Genomic DNA, 15,102 nt, shown 5'->3' on the forward strand with positions numbered 1-15,102 from the left:
GACAGATCCAGCCGTTTCGGATGAGAGTCGCGAATTGCCGCACTGAGCAGACCTCCGTAAACCGCAGGCTGGGCGGCAGTTCATGTTTCAGCTACGGAGCAACTTGGCCAAAGCATCACTTTGGGCGATTGTCCGGAAGTGGGTAGAGCGTGCTGGTGTGGGCATCGTGAGCCTGGTAAATGGCCGGTGCCGGAGTGAGGCACCTAGACAGCAGGTCATCCAGTGAGGCAGGGGCGCGGCTGACCGTGACCCTCCGGAGATCGGCGTGGGAGCCGGCCAGAGTCCCACAATCGCCAGGGACAGCCGACGGATCCACCGTGGGCATGATCCTCGACCAGGCTGTTGACCACCGGCGTCGGCCGACGAGACGGCGACCGGGCTGATCTGCTGACGGTGCGGATTCATGCACCTCTTCGTGAACAGGGACCTCAAGCTCTATCGCGCGGACGAGTAGCCCCGAACGGGGCTTCAGCTGGGCGGCGAACGACTCCACCGCGCGGGTCTTGCCGGTGACGACGATGACGTCGCCGACCGCTCTCGCCCTCCCCGCGACCACGCGCGCGGTCGTCGGCCACCGTCGGCGGGCCTGGTGCTGGCTCGGTACCGGGATCTCGGCTGTCGTCGCCAAGTCGGCCACGGGCAAGAGCCGTCTCATTCCTGCAGCGCCACATCGGTTGCTTCACTGCAACGTCCTGGTGGGTCTCACTCGAGCGATACCTCCCCATCGGGCAACCACCCGTCCCAATAGCCCTCCAAGAGCAGGGGCAGCGTTTCCGGCTCCACCGCAACGCCCTTGCCGTGCAGTTCGTCCAAGGTCCACCAGCGTGCGCCAGCCTCCAGCCGTGCGCACACATCGTCGGTCCAAGCCGCAGCGACCGGTCGCACCAGGACGACGTACTGGGTGCGGCGCCGGGCACCGTCGGCTGGAAGGACGCCGACGACCGGCGCGATCCGCAGGTCGGGCAGCCCCGTCCGACGGCACAGCCACTGGACGACGGCCCGGGAATAGGACTGCCCCGCAGGCACCGGTACCAACGGCACCGTCCAGCAACCGGCGGGCTGTTGCCCGGGGGCCAGCAGCACAAAGCGGCGAGCAGTGGACTCGATGACGACCGGGCGAACCCAGCAAACGGCCGCCGTCGGGCAGGAAAGGGCCAAAAAGGTCACAAGGACACCCTCCCCTCCTGTGGTTGGAATAGCATCACAGGTGTGGCATCCGGGTGCCGCCGGGCAGGATGGAACCGTTATGGCGTCCAGCGGACCAGATGCGCAGGGCCGGTGCAGGGCCTTGTCGCATCTGGTCCGCTGGACGGCGAAACCAGGTCGGCGCGAGCAGTGCCGAGGTGTTCCCGGCACGGTGTGAGCGTGCGGGGCGCACCTCGGTGCCGCTCGGCCGGTCTTGTCTACGGACCGGGGAACGGATGGACGCAGCGTGGCCCGACCGGATCGGCACAGGTGACCGGGTCCGGTTGGACGGACGGGTCTACACCGTGGGCGAGTTGCAGGGCCGACGGCTGACCCTGGTGGACTCCTCCGGTGTCACCCGTCAGATGGATCTGGTGGCGCTGCTGCGTGGCTGCCATGGGGAGGTACTTCAAGACGGGGACGCGCCCGCTGGGAGCGACGAGCTGCCGTCGGGTGATGCGCTGGGGCGGGCGCGGTGGTGGCAGAGGCATGTCGTCGAGGTGCTGACCGGGCTCACCCCGGACGCACCGCCTGGTACGCAGCCCCGTCCCGCGTTCGACCCTGCTCACCGCTCGCTGGCGGAGCGGGAGGAGGCCAAGGCCCGAGAGTTGACGGAATCAGGCATGCGCGGCACGTCGGCGCGGACGGTGCGACGCAAGCGGCAGCGCTACGAGACGTTGGGGCTGGCCGGGCTGGTGGACGGGCGGGCCGGACGGCGTGAGGCGCCAGGGGTCCGACTCGATCCCCGGGTGGTCGACGCCGTGCGCGAGATCATCCATTCGCAACCCCGCCCTGGCCGACTGAGTGCTGAACGGGTGCGGGCGCGACTGCTGGATCGGCTCGCCGCTCCGCTCGCCGACGGCGAGGTCTCCGTGCCGTCTCGGTCCGCCCTGCGCAGACTGTGCGCGGAGCTCGACGGCCGTCCGCCACAGAGCGCCACGACAACGCTCACCCAGGTGGGTGAGCGCGTCCACCTGTACGTCGTGCCGGTCCCGGCTCTCGGCGATCAGCCCCACGGAGAGCCGCGGCTGCGCGTGCTGTTCGCGCTGGACGAGGCCAGCGGTGTGCTGCTGACGGCCGTCGTCGGCGACGCCCATGAGCGCACGGTGTACGGACCGGCGCTGCTGGCCAGGATGTGCGTCCCCGCCGACCAACGGACCAACTGGATCACACCGCCGTCGACCGCGCCCGGCCCTGCACCTCCGTACCCTCCGGTGAGCAGTCCGCCAGTGATCCGTCCGCGCACGCTCGTCGTCGATCACGCTTCTGCCCCCGGTATGGGTGCCCTGCGCGCCGCATGCGCGCGCAGCGGCGTCCGCGTGCAGTACGCGCGTCAGGCACCCACGCATGAGCGCGGCCGCGTCGAGCACGTCACAGCCACCGCGGCGGGGCGGTTCGCCGCCTACCTCTTCTCTCCCGCCGGCCAGCCTGCACGTGCGGCGGGATGGCCCATCGAGCGGGTGCAGGAACTACTGGACACCTGGGTGGAGGACTGCTGGCTGCACACCCCCCTCCCGACCCGTGCCGGATTCCCGCAGACACCGCTGGAACGGTACGAGGAACTGACAGCCCATACCGGACGGGTCCCAACTCCCATACCGCCAGAGGAATTTCTGCATCTCCTCAATTCCTGCTGGAGGGTGGTCGGTCCCGGCGGAGTGCGTTTGGGCGGGCACTTCTACGATGCGCCGGCGCTGCATCCGATGCGTCGCCTGGTGTCGCCGCACGGCGGTCGCCAGCCGTTGCAGGTTCGTTGGGATCCATACGACCTACGGCAGGTGTGGCTTCGGGCCGACGAGGACGAGTGGCTCGTGGTCCCTGCCGCACCATCCCGTATCCGACCCACTTCCCGGCCTTCCATTCCCCCTGCCCGCGCCGAGCAGATCAACGCGTGCGGCAGTGCGGCTCCCGCGATGGCCAGCAGCCCCGTGGGCGCTGTCACCTTCGTCCAGGCCACTGGACCGGCCGCGGCAAGAGGAGTCGTCGAGCGGACCGGCATGCCGCGTCTGCCCGCGGCTCAGCAGATCCATGCGCATGAGGCGCCTGAGGTACGCCTGGCCTATCACGCTCAACTCCCGCTCAGCGTGCCTGAAGTCGGCTTTGCCGTGGACCGGATCGAGGACGTGCGGCTCCTCAACCAGCATGCGGACGGGGCCCGTTACGGCCTGCTGCTGCACGGCCCGTCCGGCACCGGCAAGACCACCGCCATGCAGGAGTTCTGGCGGCGTTGCACCGCACCAGACGACCGGCAGGGCGACGAGCCGACGGCTGGGACGACCACGGCGGGGCTCTACGTGCGACTGCCGCCCGCGACATCGCCCCGCCTGCTCCTGGTCGAGCTGGCCCGGTCCCTCGGCGTGGCCCTGCGGGGGTCGCCCACCACCGCTGCGCTGACGGACCGCGTGGCTACAGCCATGGCGGACGCCGGCACCGACCTGGTCCTCATCGACGAGGCCCACCACCTGCACAGCCCGGGCTGGTCCGCGTCGACCGTGGCCGATGTCGTGGACTATCTGTGCGACCGGCTCCCCGCGACCTTCGTCTTCGCCGGCATCGGCGACCCAGAGTCCCTGGCTGCCAGGGCAACCAACGCCCCGCACCGCCGACTGGTGCCTGTCCACCTGTCCGACATGCCACTCGGCGAAGACTGGCAGCAGGTCCTCTCCGCAGCCGAAGCAGCGCTGCGCCTGCGCGCGCATGCCGACGGCACACTGCCCGGCCTGGCCGATCTTCTTCACGAGCGCACGGGAGGCAATGCGGGCCGACTGGCGTTCCTGCTGCGGAGCGCGGCTGTCCGGGCCATCAAGGACGGCTCCGAAAAACTGACCGCCCCACTCCTGGCCGGGCTGCAGCCTCCACGTGTGTGACAAAGCCTCCACCGCAGCCGGTTGAGGAAATCAGCCTTCCCGAAACATCTGTGGTCGCCGGGCCAACTTCGTAAGGACAACGAGGCTTCATCTGCCGATCCGGGCCAGATACATGGATACCGACAGCCTCACATCAGCCAGACAAGAAAGCGAACAGCGAACGTGCTGCCGAGGAAAAGCCTCGCCGCAAGGCTTACTTTCGTCAACTTGGCTATCTCGCCAGCCAAAGCGCAGACAACCAACTCGCATTCGCCCTACCTTGGTCCACATGACGTACCAGGAGACGTTTGCCAGTCACCCGAGTGACTCCGCCGACGAAGCGGAGCACGTGGTCCGTCAGTACGACACCCTCATCGCTGAATGCGACACGACCATCGACCAGCTGAGCACGGCACTGCGCGAGGTAAATGAGAAGCGTGAGGCGATGGTCGCTCTGCGCGAGGAGGCGCGGAGCCTGCAGGGGGTCGGTCCGCGGCTGCGGGCGATGCGTGCACACGCCCAGAAACACGGCATCGTCCCCGGCCAACCGGGCCCGCAGGTCACGCTGCGTGTGGTGCCCAGCCCGCCGACCCTCGACCAGGAGCCGCAGACGGCAGCCGAGGACAGCACGCCGGTCACGGCAGAGCCGGAGCCCTCTCGGCCGACCGAGGTAATCATCCGCAGCAAGAAGCAGCAGGAGGTCCTGACCGTCATCGCCTCCCGCCCCGACCTTCCCTGGGGGAGCGGCGACCTGGCCCAGGTGCTGGGCATTCCCGCAGATCCCCGGGAGAGGAAGAGCCTCCGTAATTGCCTGCGGGCCCTCGTCGTGTGCGGCGCTCTGGAGCGCATCAGCCGAGAGGACGACCGCCACGTCTACTACCGCCCGCGCATGAACTGGAGATTCGCCTGACTCATCCCTCTGCCCCTGCACACATCACAGCCGTAAAAAAGACCGCCGCCGCTTGAAGGACCCAGTTGCACCTGGGGCCGCGGCGACGGTCATGACCCTGTACAGGCCGTCTCCGACATTACCCGGCCCCGCCCGGGCGTGTCCGGCATTCGGCCAATTTCCCCTGCCCTCTTTCGGAAAGCCGAATGCCCATGCGAATTCATCACGGAGGATTGCCCGGCTCACGGCCGGGCCACAGGTCCGCCTCCAGCGCCTTCTCCAAGTTCGCGATCGTCAGCAGGTCGCACCACACCGCCCCGTCCAGCACCTGCACAATCGTCATCCGTGACACCCCACTGCGCCGGGACGCCTCGGCGACCGACCACCCCCTGGCGTCCATCAGCCGACGCAGCCGCACGGCCACTTCCTGCGCCACTCGGGCCCCATGGTGGTCATCGAGCACAGCGTGCGGCCAGATGCCTTCGACAACGTACTCGAAAGGCTTGAGGCGTCGCTTGTCTCCCTGGGGCACGTCGAAGAGTGTCGCCCATCCGGACCTCCAGGCATGACAGCATCCGCTACCTCCACGGCATGCTATTGGAACAGCACCCCTCCCGGGGTCCTTTCCTGGTGGAGAGTCACGGTGAACGCGATCGAGCAGTACCGGCCCGCCCTCCCAAGCCCTGTCTGGGAGCGCATCGGGGGCGACTGCCGCCGCGCCGTGGCCCAGGCCAAGCCGGCCACTCCCAAGCAGGCCCGCGACTGGCTCGGCGCGCTCGCCCACGCCGCAACGTATGCCGACGCCTGCGGGCGCCCGACCAAGGCCGAGCACCTACTGACTCAGGAGGCGATCGAGTGGTACCTGGCCACCGGCTGTCTGCACCTGGGGGACGCCTCGCGCTCCAACCGCCGCTGCCGCCTGAACACCCTCCGCCGTGCCCTGCTCGGACCGGACCTGGTCACCGGTGAGCCGGCCACGTACTCCGGCTCGGACTCCTCGCGCCCCTACAGCCGTTCCGAGCAGGCTCAGCTGTACGCCTCCGCGCGCGCTCAGCCGACCGAAGAGCTGCGCTACGGCCTGCTGACCCTGCTCTCCGTCGGCTTCGGCTGCGCTCTGGACTCACCCGAGATCATCCCGCTGCGCACCCATGACGTCCGGGAAGCCTCGAACGGAGCCGTGGCCGTGGCCGTCCGCGGTGCCCGCGCCCGCGTGGTGCTGTGCCGTGTCGCCTGGGCCGACGTCCTCACGGAGGCCGCGGAGTGGGCCGGCAGACCCGGCCAGGCCCGCTATCTCTTCCGGCCGAGCAGCCACGCACGCGGCACCAACACCGTCACCAACTTCCTCGCCCGCGCCAAGGAACCGCCCGGCACATCCCGCCTGGTCATGGGCCGGACCCGTGCCACCTGGCTCGTCGACGCCGTCGAGGCCCGCATGCACCTGCCCACCCTGATGGCCGCCGCGGGCCTGACGACCCTGCGCTCCGTCGACCGGATCCTCCCCCACGTCCGCAACCTCTCGCCCGAACAGGCCGCCGCCGCGCTGAAGGAGTTCTGACAGGTGAACCGCCGCCTCGCCCGCCACACCCTCATCACCCGTCTGCGTGCCCAGCGCCCCGTCATCCCCGATCAGGAAGTCCGCCGCCTCTACGACGAGGTGGCCGCCTCCGGTCTGGTCGAGGAGATCGAACCGCTCATCGCCAACGTCAAGGGCCGCCGCTGCACACTCTCTCTGGAAGCTTTGCTGGTCGGCATGGCCCTGGCCGCCCAGCGCAACAGCGGAGTCGTCACCTTCACCACTGTCACCAACCTGCTGTATTTCTCCCTCTCCGGCGCGATGCGCGAACAGCTCTGTCTTCACCGCTACCCGGACCACGACCGGGGCTTCGAAGCGGCCTACGCCGTGGTCCGCCGCCGCCTGCACAGCATCCTCAAGGCCATCGACCCGTCCCCGCTGCCGAAGAACCACCGCCTGGCCCGCCGCCACGCCGAAAAAGTCCTGGCCAAGGCCGACCCGCAGGCACTCGCCCGCAAGCGCGCCCGCCTGCTGCGCGTGTCCAACATGATCCTCGGCATGTCCCTGCGCGAGGCCCTGCCCCTGCTGGAAGAGCACTGGGACGGCTCGGTCAGCCTCGACGCCACCGCCATCGGCACCTATGCCAAAGGGCTGCCTCCCCACAGCCCCGTCACCTCTACCGACCCCGACGCCGGCTGGTACGTCCGCACCACCCGCCACCAGGACCCCCTCGCCCTGGCCGACCTCACCCCCGCCGAGTCAGCCGGAGGCAGGCAGAAGACCAGCGGACAGAAGAAGACCGAGAGGATCAAGAAGCGCCTCTTCGGCTACGACGCCTCCCTCGTCGTCGCCCGCGACCCCGAGCACCACGGCGCCCCGTTGCCCGACGGTTCCGCCAACCCCGACGTGGTGCCCGCCCTGATCGTGGCCTTCTCCGTCGACAAGCCAAGCCACCGCCCCGGCCAGGTCGCCGTCGAGGCTCTCCAGCACGTCGACGACCGCTTCCCCCCGCGGTTACCTGGCCGGTGACCGCGCCTACAACGGCCAGAAGCCGGAGAACTTCCAACTCCCCATCCGAGCCATGGGCTACGAGCCCGTCTACGACTACGCCTCCGACCGACTCGGCGTCCAGACCGGCTTCGCCGGAGCCGAACTCGTCGAGGGCAACTGGTACTGCCCGTCCATGCCCCAGCCCCTCAAGGACGCCACCAAGGACCTCCTTGCCAAGAAGATCGACAAGCAGACCTGGATCGACCGCATCCGCGCCCGCGCGAACTACGTGTTCATGCCCAAGCAACGGCCCGACGCCGAAGGCCACCGCCGCGTGATGTGCCCGGCAGAGGCCAACCGCGCGCAGTGCTCCCTCAAGCCCCGCACGCTCGGCCGAGGCATCCACCTGCCCCTCGTCGACCCCGCCCCGAACCCGGCCGGCTCACCGGCGTGCTGCGTCCAGCGCACCGTCACCGTGCCCCCGGAAGCCGGCGCCAACCTCTGGCAGCCCCTCCAGTACGGCTCCGAAGCCTGGCAACGGGTCTACTTCCGGCTCCGCAACAGCGTCGAAGGCATCAACGGCTTCGCCAAGGACCGCCTCCAGGAACGCCTCGAAGACGCCGGCACCCGCCGCATCCGCGGCATCGCGGCCCAGACCCTCCTCCTGGCCTTCCAGCTCGCCCACGCCAACCGCCGCAAACTCGCCTCCTGGGCCGACGCCATCGCCCTGGGCGGCGAACGGCCCCGCCGACGACCCACTCGCCGCCGCAGGACCAAGCCTCTGGGCACGTGGACCCCCAAGGGCCACATCACCCAGCGCTGAGATCTTCCTCACACAGGGCACGTCCCGAGAGCTACTCAAGCAAGATCCACACACGAACGCGGACCGCCAGCGGCCCTCAGCCACCGACGGTCCGCTTCACCGTGCCCAGAGACAGACATCACACCGCAGAAACAGGAATGGGCGGCATCGCCATCACGATGCCACCCATTCCGTCGGTGCAGCTAGAGCACTTTCGTCGGTGCTCCAGTGTGCGCGAGGGGGGAGTTGAACCCCCACGCCCTTGCGGGCACTGGAACCTGAATCCAGCGCGTCTGCCTATTCCGCCACCCGCGCATTGGGTGTGTCGTCCGGCCCCGCCCTTTCGGGCCCGGCGCCTTCCGACACCCAGAACATTAGCACGCTGCCGGGAGTGGATTCACATCCCTTCTCTCCCGCGAGGAGCGGCCCGCCCCGCCCGGCAAAGGGCCCCCGTCAGCGGGTCCACCCTCCCCGCCGCTCTCCCGCGACACCCCACGAGCCCCGGGCGTACCAACCGGTACCGGTTCACGTATCAACCTCGTACCGGTCCCGGACATCTGCGCAGGAGCCGGTCGGGGAGCACAGCGAGGTGCGGGACACTGGTCCACGGCCCCCTCTACGATCCTGGGCAGGACTACCCGCGCACGCATGCTGCCCGACGGGTTCGGAGAAGGGCCCCGCAGGGAACCTCGTCAGGCGTCGACACCGTTGACAGGGCGGACAGGGGGAACCAGCCGATTCACCGGCGCGTGGATACGATCAGTAAGCAGTACCAGGTGGTCACGCCGGACCGCGGGACGGGACGGCACGGCAGTACCCAGCGCAGCACACAGGACGGCAACGGCGGAGGAGGTGCCCCATGGGAGTCCTGAAGAAGTTCGAGCAGCGTCTCGAAGGTCTGGTCAACGGCACCTTCGCCAAGGTGTTCAAGTCCGAGGTGCAGCCCGTGGAGATCGCGGGAGCACTCCAGCGGGAGTGCGACAACAACGCGACGATCTGGAACCGCGACCGGACGGTCGTACCCAACGACTTCATCGTGGAGCTGAGCGCCCCCGACTTCGAGCGGCTCAGCCCGTACTCCGGCCAGCTCGGCGACGAACTCGCCGGCATGGTGCGCGACTACGCCAAGCAGCAGCGCTACACGTTCATGGGCCCCATCAAGGTCCACCTGGAGAAGGCCGACGACCTCGACACGGGCCTGTACCGGGTGCGCAGCCGCACGCTCGCGTCCTCCAGCAGCCAGCAGGCACCGGCCCCGGCCGCCGGACGGCCCGCGGCGGCCGGCGGCTACGGGTATCCGCCGCCCGGCCCCCAGCCCGCGGGTGCCCCTCCCATGCCGGCCGCGCCACCACCCGGCGCCGGCCGCCCCGGCGGCTACGGCTACCCGCAGCCCGCCGCCGCCCCGCGTCCCGGTGCGGTGCCGCCCGGCACGCGCACCCGCCACTGGATCGAGATCAACGGCACCCGCCACCAGATCTCCCGCGCGACGCTCGTGCTCGGTCGCAGCACCGACGCCGACGTGCGGATCGACGACCCCGGCGTCTCCCGCCGGCACTGCGAGATCCGGACCGGAACGCCCTCGACGATCCAGGATCTCGGGTCCACCAACGGCATCGTGGTGGACGGGCAGCACACCACCCGCGCTACGCTCCGCGACGGCTCACGGATCGTCGTGGGCAGCACCACCGTTATCTACAGGCAAGCCGAAGGGTGATCCGGGGGCAATGTCAGAGCTGACCCTCACGGTCATGCGGCTGGGTTTTCTGGCCGTACTGTGGCTGTTCGTGATCGTGGCCGTGCAGGTCATCCGCAGCGACCTGTTCGGTACGCGCGTCACCCAGCGGGGCGCCCGCCGGGAAGCCGCGCGGCCCCAGCAGGCCGCACGACAGGCCGCGCCTCCGCAGCAGCGCGGTCAGCAGGGCGGCGGCCGCCAGCGCCGCAACGCCCCCACCAAGCTGGTGGTGACCGAGGGCACCCTCACCGGCACCACCGTGGCGCTCCAGGGCCAGACCATCACCCTGGGCCGGGCGCACGACAGCACGATCGTGCTGGACGACGACTACGCCTCCAGCCGCCATGCCAGGATCTATCCGGACCGCGACGGCCAGTGGATCGTCGAGGACCTGGGCTCCACCAACGGCACGTACCTGGACCGGACCCGGCTGACGACCCCCACACCGATCGCGCTGGGCGCGCCGATCCGCATCGGCAAGACCGTCATCGAGCTGCGGAAGTAGTGCTACGTCATGAATGAGCGCGAGCGGAGCGAGCACGCAGCGGCGCCCGGCACCCCGGGCACCGGCGCGCTCCCGACCGGAGGGTGGGCATCGTGCGGATGTACCCCGAGCCGACGGGTGAGGTGCGCATGAGTCTGTCACTGCGCTTCGCCGCCGGATCGCACAAGGGCATGATCCGGGAGGGCAACGAGGACTCCGGTTACGCGGGCCCGCGCCTGCTCGCCATCGCCGACGGCATGGGCGGCGCCGCGGCCGGCGAGGTCGCCTCCTCCGAAGCGATCTCCACCATCGTCGCGCTCGACGACGACGTGCCCGGCTCCGACATCCTCACCTCGCTCGGCACGGCCGTACAGCGCGCCAACGACCAGCTGCGCTCCATGGTCGAGGAGGACCCCCAGCTGGAGGGCATGGGCACGACCCTGACCGCCCTGCTGTGGACCGGGCAGCGGCTCGGCCTCGTGCACGTCGGCGACTCGCGCGCGTACCTGCTGCGCGACGGTGTGCTGACGCAGATCACGCAGGACCACACCTGGGTGCAGCGCCTCGTCGACGAGGGCCGCATCACCGAGGAAGAGGCCACCACCCACCCCCAGCGCTCCCTGCTGATGCGGGCCCTCGGCAGCGGCGACCACGTCGAGCCCGACCTGTCCATCCGCGAGGTGCGGGCCGGCGACCGGTACCTGATCTGCTCCGACGGCCTGTCCGGCGTCGTGTCCCACCAGACGCTGGAGGACACCCTCGCCAGCTACCAGGGCCCGCAGGAGACCGTGCAGGAGCTGATCCAGCTCGCGCTGCGCGGCGGCGGACCCGACAACATCACCGTGATCGTCGCCGACGTCCTCGACCTGGACACGGGCGACACCCTCGCCGGGCAGCTGTCCGACACGCCGGTGGTGGTCGGCGCGGTCGCCGAGAACCAGCACCAGCTGCACGACAACGGCATCATGCAGACCCCCGCCGGCCGCGCCGCGCACCTCGGCCGCCAGGGCGGCGGGCAGGGCGGCGGCGAGTTCGGCCCGCCCGGCAGCGGCGACACCACCGGCTACATCCCCGCCGCGTCCTTCGGGGACTACGGCGACGACGACTTCGTCAAGCCCCGCAAGAACCGCAAGTGGCTGAAGCGATCCCTCTACGGCGCGCTCGCGCTCGCCGTGGTGGGCGGCGGCATGTACGCCGGCTGGCGCTGGACGCAGACGCAGTACTACGTCGGCGCCCACGACGAGCACGTCGCGCTGTACCGCGGCATCAGCCAGGACCTGGCCTGGGTCTCGCTGTCGGACGTGGAGAAGGACCACCCCGAGATCGAACTCAAGTACCTGCCGCCGTACCAGCAGAAGCAGGTCAGGGCGACCATCGCCGAGGGCGACCTGGAGAACGCCCGGGCGAAGATCGAGGAACTCTCGGTGCAGGCTTCCGCGTGCAAGAAGGAGGCGGAGCGGCGCGCCGCGGAGAGCGAGAACAACGCGAGCACGGGCGAGGCCGGCGGCACGCTGGGAACCAGCCGCACGTCCCTCACGTCCAAGGCCGCGGTGACCCCGAGCCCCTCGGCGTCGCCGACGACGTCACCGTCGCCCTCGGCCAAGGCGACCCCGAAGCCCACGCCCGGCCCGAGCCTCTCGGAGGAAGAGCAGAAGGTCGTCTCGCTGTGCAGCAAGCAATAGGCAAGCCGTGAGAGGCCCTGTCACACGATGAGCAGTCCAACGAACTCGCCGACGCACCACACGTCCACGATCGGCTCGATCGGCGCCCCGAGCCGCCGCAACACCGAGCTCGCGCTGCTGGTGTTCGCTGTGGTGATCCCGGTTTTCGCTTACGCCAATGTGGGGCTGGCGATCAATGACGAGGTGCCCGCCGGTCTGCTGAGCTACGGCCTCGGCCTCGGTCTGATGGCCGGCGTCGGCCATCTCGTCGTACGGAAGTTCGCGCCGTACGCGGACCCGCTGATGCTGCCGCTGGCGACCCTGCTGAACGGGCTCGGGCTCGTCGCCATCTGGCGGCTCGACCAGTCCGAGCTGCTCCGGTCGATCGATCAGGCCGGCTCCGCGGCTCCGCGCCAGCTGCTCTACACGGCGATGGGCATCGCCCTGTTCACCGTGGTGCTGATCTTCCTCAAGGACCACCGCGTCCTGCAGCGCTACACCTACATCTCCATGCTGGGCGCGCTGGTCCTGCTGCTGCTGCCGCTGGTGCCGGGCCTCGGCAAGGACCTCTACGGCGCGAAGATCTGGATCTCCGTCGCCGGGTTCTCCATCCAGCCCGGTGAGTTCGCGAAAATCGTGCTCGCGGTCTTCTTCGCCGGCTACCTGATGCTCAAGCGGGACGCGCTCGCGCTCGCCAGCCGCCGCTTCATGGGCCTGTACCTGCCGCGCGGCCGCGACCTCGGCCCGATCCTCGTCGTGTGGGCGATCTCGATCCTCATCCTGGTCTTCGAGACCGACCTCGGCACGTCGCTGCTGTTCTTCGGCATGTTCGTGATCATGCTGTACGTCGCCACCGAGCGGACCAGCTGGATCGTGTTCGGTCTGCTGATGTCCGCGGTCGGCGCCGTCGGCGTGGCCAGCTTCGAGCCGCACATCCAGCAGCGCGTCGACGCCTGGCTCGACCCGATGCGCGAGTACACGCTCAGCCGCGCGGGTGTCGGCGGCCACTCCGAGCAGGCCATGCAGGCCCTGTGGGCCTTCGGTTCGGGCGGCACCCTCGGCACCGGCTGGGGCCAGGGCCACTCGGACCTCATCCGGTTCGCCGCCAACTCCGACTTCATCCTCGCCACCTTCGGCGAGGAGCTGGGCCTCGCCGGTGTCATGGCGCTCCTGCTGCTGTACGCGTTGCTCGTGGAGCGCGGCGTGCGCACCGCCCTCGCCGCCCGCGACCCGTTCGGCAAGCTGCTCGCCATCGGCCTGTCCGGCGCGTTCGCACTCCAGGTGTTCGTGGTCGCCGGCGGTGTCATGGGCCTGATCCCGCTGACCGGCATGACCATGCCGTTCCTGGCGTCCGGAGGTTCCTCCGTCATCGCCAACTGGGCTCTCGTCGGCATCCTGTTGCGCATCAGCGACACCGCGCGCCGGCCGGCGCCCGCCCCCGCCGCCAACCCCGACGCCGAGATGACCCAGGTGGTCCGCCCGTCATGAACAAGCCCCTGCGCCGGATCGCGATCTTCTGCGGCCTCCTCGTCCTCACCCTGCTCATCCGCGACAACTGGCTCCAGTACGTGAAGGCGGACGAGCTCAGGACGGACGAGCACAACCGCCGCGTCGCCATCGAGCGGTACGCCTCGCCGCGCGGCGACATCATCGTCGGCGGCGACCCGATCACCGGGCACGCCACCACGTCGGGCGACTTCAAGTACAAGCGCACGTACAAGGACGGCCCCATGTGGGCGCCCGTCACCGGCTTCGTCTCGCAGGCCTTCGGCGCCAACCAGCTGGAGTCCATCGAGGACGGCATCCTCACCGGCAACGACGACCGGCTGTTCTTCCGCAACACCCTCGACATGCTGACCGGCAAGAACAAGGAGGGCGGCAACGTCGTCACCACCCTCAGCGCCGCCGCGCAGAAGGCCGCGTACAACGGCCTGAAGCGGCAGGGCGGCAAGGGTGCCGTGGTGGCGCTGGAGCCGTCCACCGGCAAGATCCTGGCGCTGGCGTCCTACCCGTCGTACGACCCGTCGACGATCGCGGGCGACGACGCCTCCGACGCCGAGGCGTGGAAGAAGCTGCAGAAGAAGAACAACCCCGACGACCCGATGCTGAACCGGGCGTTGCGCGAGGTCTACCCGCCCGGCTCCACGTTCAAGGTCGTCACCGCGGCCGCCGCGCTGGAGCACGGGCTCTACACGGACCCGGACGCGAAGACCGACACCCCGCTGCCGTGGGTGATGCCGGGCACCACGACCGAGCTGAAGAACGACGGCAACCTCCCCTGCAAGAACGCCACGCTGCGTGAGGCGCTGCGGGTGTCCTGCAACACCGTCTTCGGCAAGATCGGCGCCGACCTCGGCAACGACAAGATGCTGGAGACGGCGAAGGAGTTCGGTTTCACCGAGGAGCAGTTCACGCCGATCCGCTCCAGCGCGTCGGTGTTCTCCGACGACATGAACAAGTCGCAGACCGCGCTGTCCTCGATCGGCCAGTTCAACACGGCGGCCACCCCGCTGCAGATGGCCATGGTCGCCTCGGCCGTCGCCAACAACGGCACGCTGATGAAGCCCTACATGGTCGACGAGCTGCAGGCCCCGAGCCTCGACGTCATCGAGAAGACGGACCCCGAGGAGATGAGCAAGCCGCTGTCGCCGGACAACGCGCAGAAGCTCCAGTCGATGATGGAGACCGTGGTCGAGAAGGGCACGGGAACCAACGCGAAGATCGACGGCGTCACCGTGGGCGGCAAGACCGGTACCGCCCAGCACGGTGTCGAGAACAGCGAGAACCCCTACGCGTGGTTCATCTCCTACGCCAAGCTCGACGACGGCAGCTCGCCGGTCGCCGTGGCCGTCGTCATCGAGGACGACAACGCCGTCCGTGACGACATCTCCGGCGGTGGCCTCGCGGCGCCGATCGCCAAGCAGGTGATGGAGGCGGTCGTCGGCAACCGGGAGTGAGCCCGCTCACGTCTGCTTCACATCGGTGCACGTTGCGGTACCG

At 69.5% G+C, this 15,102-nt stretch carries 12 protein-coding genes and 1 tRNA gene; 10 read left to right on the plus strand and 3 right to left on the minus strand.

Annotation, left to right across the window (positions count from 1 at the left end; genetic code table 11):
- Positions 1 to 702: 702 nt before the first annotated feature.
- Positions 703 to 1,167, minus strand: a complete 465-nt coding sequence (locus tag AB0M97_RS22880; protein ID WP_365962793.1) for a hypothetical protein — start codon at positions 1,165 to 1,167, stop codon at positions 703 to 705.
- A 254-nt stretch (positions 1,168 to 1,421) separates the two neighbouring features.
- On the opposite strand from AB0M97_RS22880, the gene AB0M97_RS22885 reads away from it, so the two are divergent.
- Positions 1,422 to 4,052 carry an AAA family ATPase gene (locus AB0M97_RS22885; RefSeq protein WP_365962794.1) on the plus strand — a complete coding sequence of 877 codons (2,631 nt, stop codon included), beginning with the start codon at positions 1,422 to 1,424 and terminating at the stop codon, positions 4,050 to 4,052.
- 268 nt (positions 4,053 to 4,320) lie between these two features.
- Positions 4,321 to 4,941, plus strand: coding sequence for a hypothetical protein (locus tag AB0M97_RS22890; RefSeq protein WP_365962795.1), 621 nt, complete (start codon positions 4,321 to 4,323; stop codon positions 4,939 to 4,941).
- Positions 4,942 to 5,143: 202 nt separating this feature from the next.
- Here the strand turns inward: AB0M97_RS22890 and AB0M97_RS22895 are convergent, their stop codons facing one another.
- The gene (locus AB0M97_RS22895; protein WP_365962796.1) at positions 5,144 to 5,452 is read right to left on the minus strand and encodes a helix-turn-helix transcriptional regulator; all 309 of its coding nucleotides are present in this window, start codon (positions 5,450 to 5,452) and stop codon (positions 5,144 to 5,146) included.
- A 111-nt stretch (positions 5,453 to 5,563) separates the two neighbouring features.
- Here AB0M97_RS22895 and AB0M97_RS22900 point away from each other — a divergent pair, with 111 nt between their 5' ends.
- From AB0M97_RS22900 to AB0M97_RS22910, 3 genes are read left to right on the plus strand one after another with little or no spacing between them, the layout of a single operon-like run.
- A complete protein-coding gene (locus AB0M97_RS22900) occupies positions 5,564 to 6,475 on the plus strand; it encodes a hypothetical protein (protein ID WP_365962797.1) in 912 nt (303 codons plus the stop codon).
- A 3-nt stretch (positions 6,476 to 6,478) separates the two neighbouring features.
- Positions 6,479 to 7,462, plus strand: coding sequence for a hypothetical protein (locus AB0M97_RS22905; protein WP_365962798.1), 984 nt, complete (start codon positions 6,479 to 6,481; stop codon positions 7,460 to 7,462).
- A 52-nt stretch (positions 7,463 to 7,514) separates the two neighbouring features.
- A complete protein-coding gene (locus AB0M97_RS22910) occupies positions 7,515 to 8,246 on the plus strand; it encodes a hypothetical protein (protein ID WP_365962799.1) in 732 nt (243 codons plus the stop codon).
- A gap of 210 nt (positions 8,247 to 8,456) precedes the next feature.
- On the opposite strand, the gene AB0M97_RS22915 is transcribed toward AB0M97_RS22910, so the two are convergent.
- Positions 8,457 to 8,540, minus strand: a tRNA-Leu gene (locus AB0M97_RS22915).
- 544 nt (positions 8,541 to 9,084) lie between these two features.
- Here AB0M97_RS22915 and AB0M97_RS22920 point away from each other — a divergent pair.
- The 5 genes from AB0M97_RS22920 (at position 9,085) to AB0M97_RS22940 (ending at position 15,059) form a co-directional block, all read left to right on the plus strand.
- Complete coding sequence (locus AB0M97_RS22920) at positions 9,085 to 9,939, plus strand: DUF3662 and FHA domain-containing protein (protein WP_365962800.1); 855 nt, start codon at positions 9,085 to 9,087, stop codon at positions 9,937 to 9,939.
- Between the two features lie 10 nt (positions 9,940 to 9,949).
- A complete protein-coding gene (locus AB0M97_RS22925) occupies positions 9,950 to 10,462 on the plus strand; it encodes an FHA domain-containing protein (RefSeq protein WP_365962801.1) in 513 nt (170 codons plus the stop codon).
- 128 nt (positions 10,463 to 10,590) lie between these two features.
- Entirely contained in the window at positions 10,591 to 12,123 is a 1,533-nt protein-coding gene (locus AB0M97_RS22930; protein ID WP_365962802.1) for a Stp1/IreP family PP2C-type Ser/Thr phosphatase, read from the plus strand.
- A 27-nt stretch (positions 12,124 to 12,150) separates the two neighbouring features.
- On the plus strand, positions 12,151 to 13,590 hold the full coding sequence (locus tag AB0M97_RS22935; protein WP_365962803.1) for an FtsW/RodA/SpoVE family cell cycle protein: 1,440 nt from the start codon (positions 12,151 to 12,153) through the stop codon (positions 13,588 to 13,590).
- The gene (locus AB0M97_RS22940; protein ID WP_365962804.1) at positions 13,587 to 15,059 is read left to right on the plus strand and encodes a penicillin-binding protein 2; all 1,473 of its coding nucleotides are present in this window, start codon (positions 13,587 to 13,589) and stop codon (positions 15,057 to 15,059) included. The genes AB0M97_RS22935 and AB0M97_RS22940 overlap by 4 nt, the downstream gene beginning before the upstream one ends.
- Positions 15,060 to 15,102: the final 43 nt, after the last annotated feature.

Source organism: Streptomyces sp. NPDC051207, from assembly GCF_040682395.1.
Classification (GTDB): domain Bacteria; phylum Actinomycetota; class Actinomycetes; order Streptomycetales; family Streptomycetaceae; genus Streptomyces.

Excerpts from the sequence above, each read along its gene's own strand:
- AB0M97_RS22920 (WP_365962800.1), top strand. The coding sequence starts at position 9,085 with ATGGGAGTCCTGAAGAAGTTCGAGCAGCGTCTCGAAGGTCTGGTCAAC.
- AB0M97_RS22930 (WP_365962802.1), top strand. The coding sequence starts at position 10,591 with ATGAGTCTGTCACTGCGCTTCGCCGCCGGATCGCACAAGGGCATGATC.
- AB0M97_RS22885 (WP_365962794.1), top strand. The coding sequence starts at position 1,422 with ATGGACGCAGCGTGGCCCGACCGGATCGGCACAGGTGACCGGGTCCGG.
- AB0M97_RS22940 (WP_365962804.1), top strand. The coding sequence starts at position 13,587 with ATGAACAAGCCCCTGCGCCGGATCGCGATCTTCTGCGGCCTCCTCGTC.
- AB0M97_RS22935 (WP_365962803.1), top strand. The coding sequence starts at position 12,151 with ATGAGCAGTCCAACGAACTCGCCGACGCACCACACGTCCACGATCGGC.
- AB0M97_RS22910 (WP_365962799.1), top strand. The coding sequence starts at position 7,515 with ATGGGCTACGAGCCCGTCTACGACTACGCCTCCGACCGACTCGGCGTC.
- AB0M97_RS22925 (WP_365962801.1), top strand. The coding sequence starts at position 9,950 with ATGTCAGAGCTGACCCTCACGGTCATGCGGCTGGGTTTTCTGGCCGTA.
- AB0M97_RS22890 (WP_365962795.1), top strand. The coding sequence starts at position 4,321 with ATGACGTACCAGGAGACGTTTGCCAGTCACCCGAGTGACTCCGCCGAC.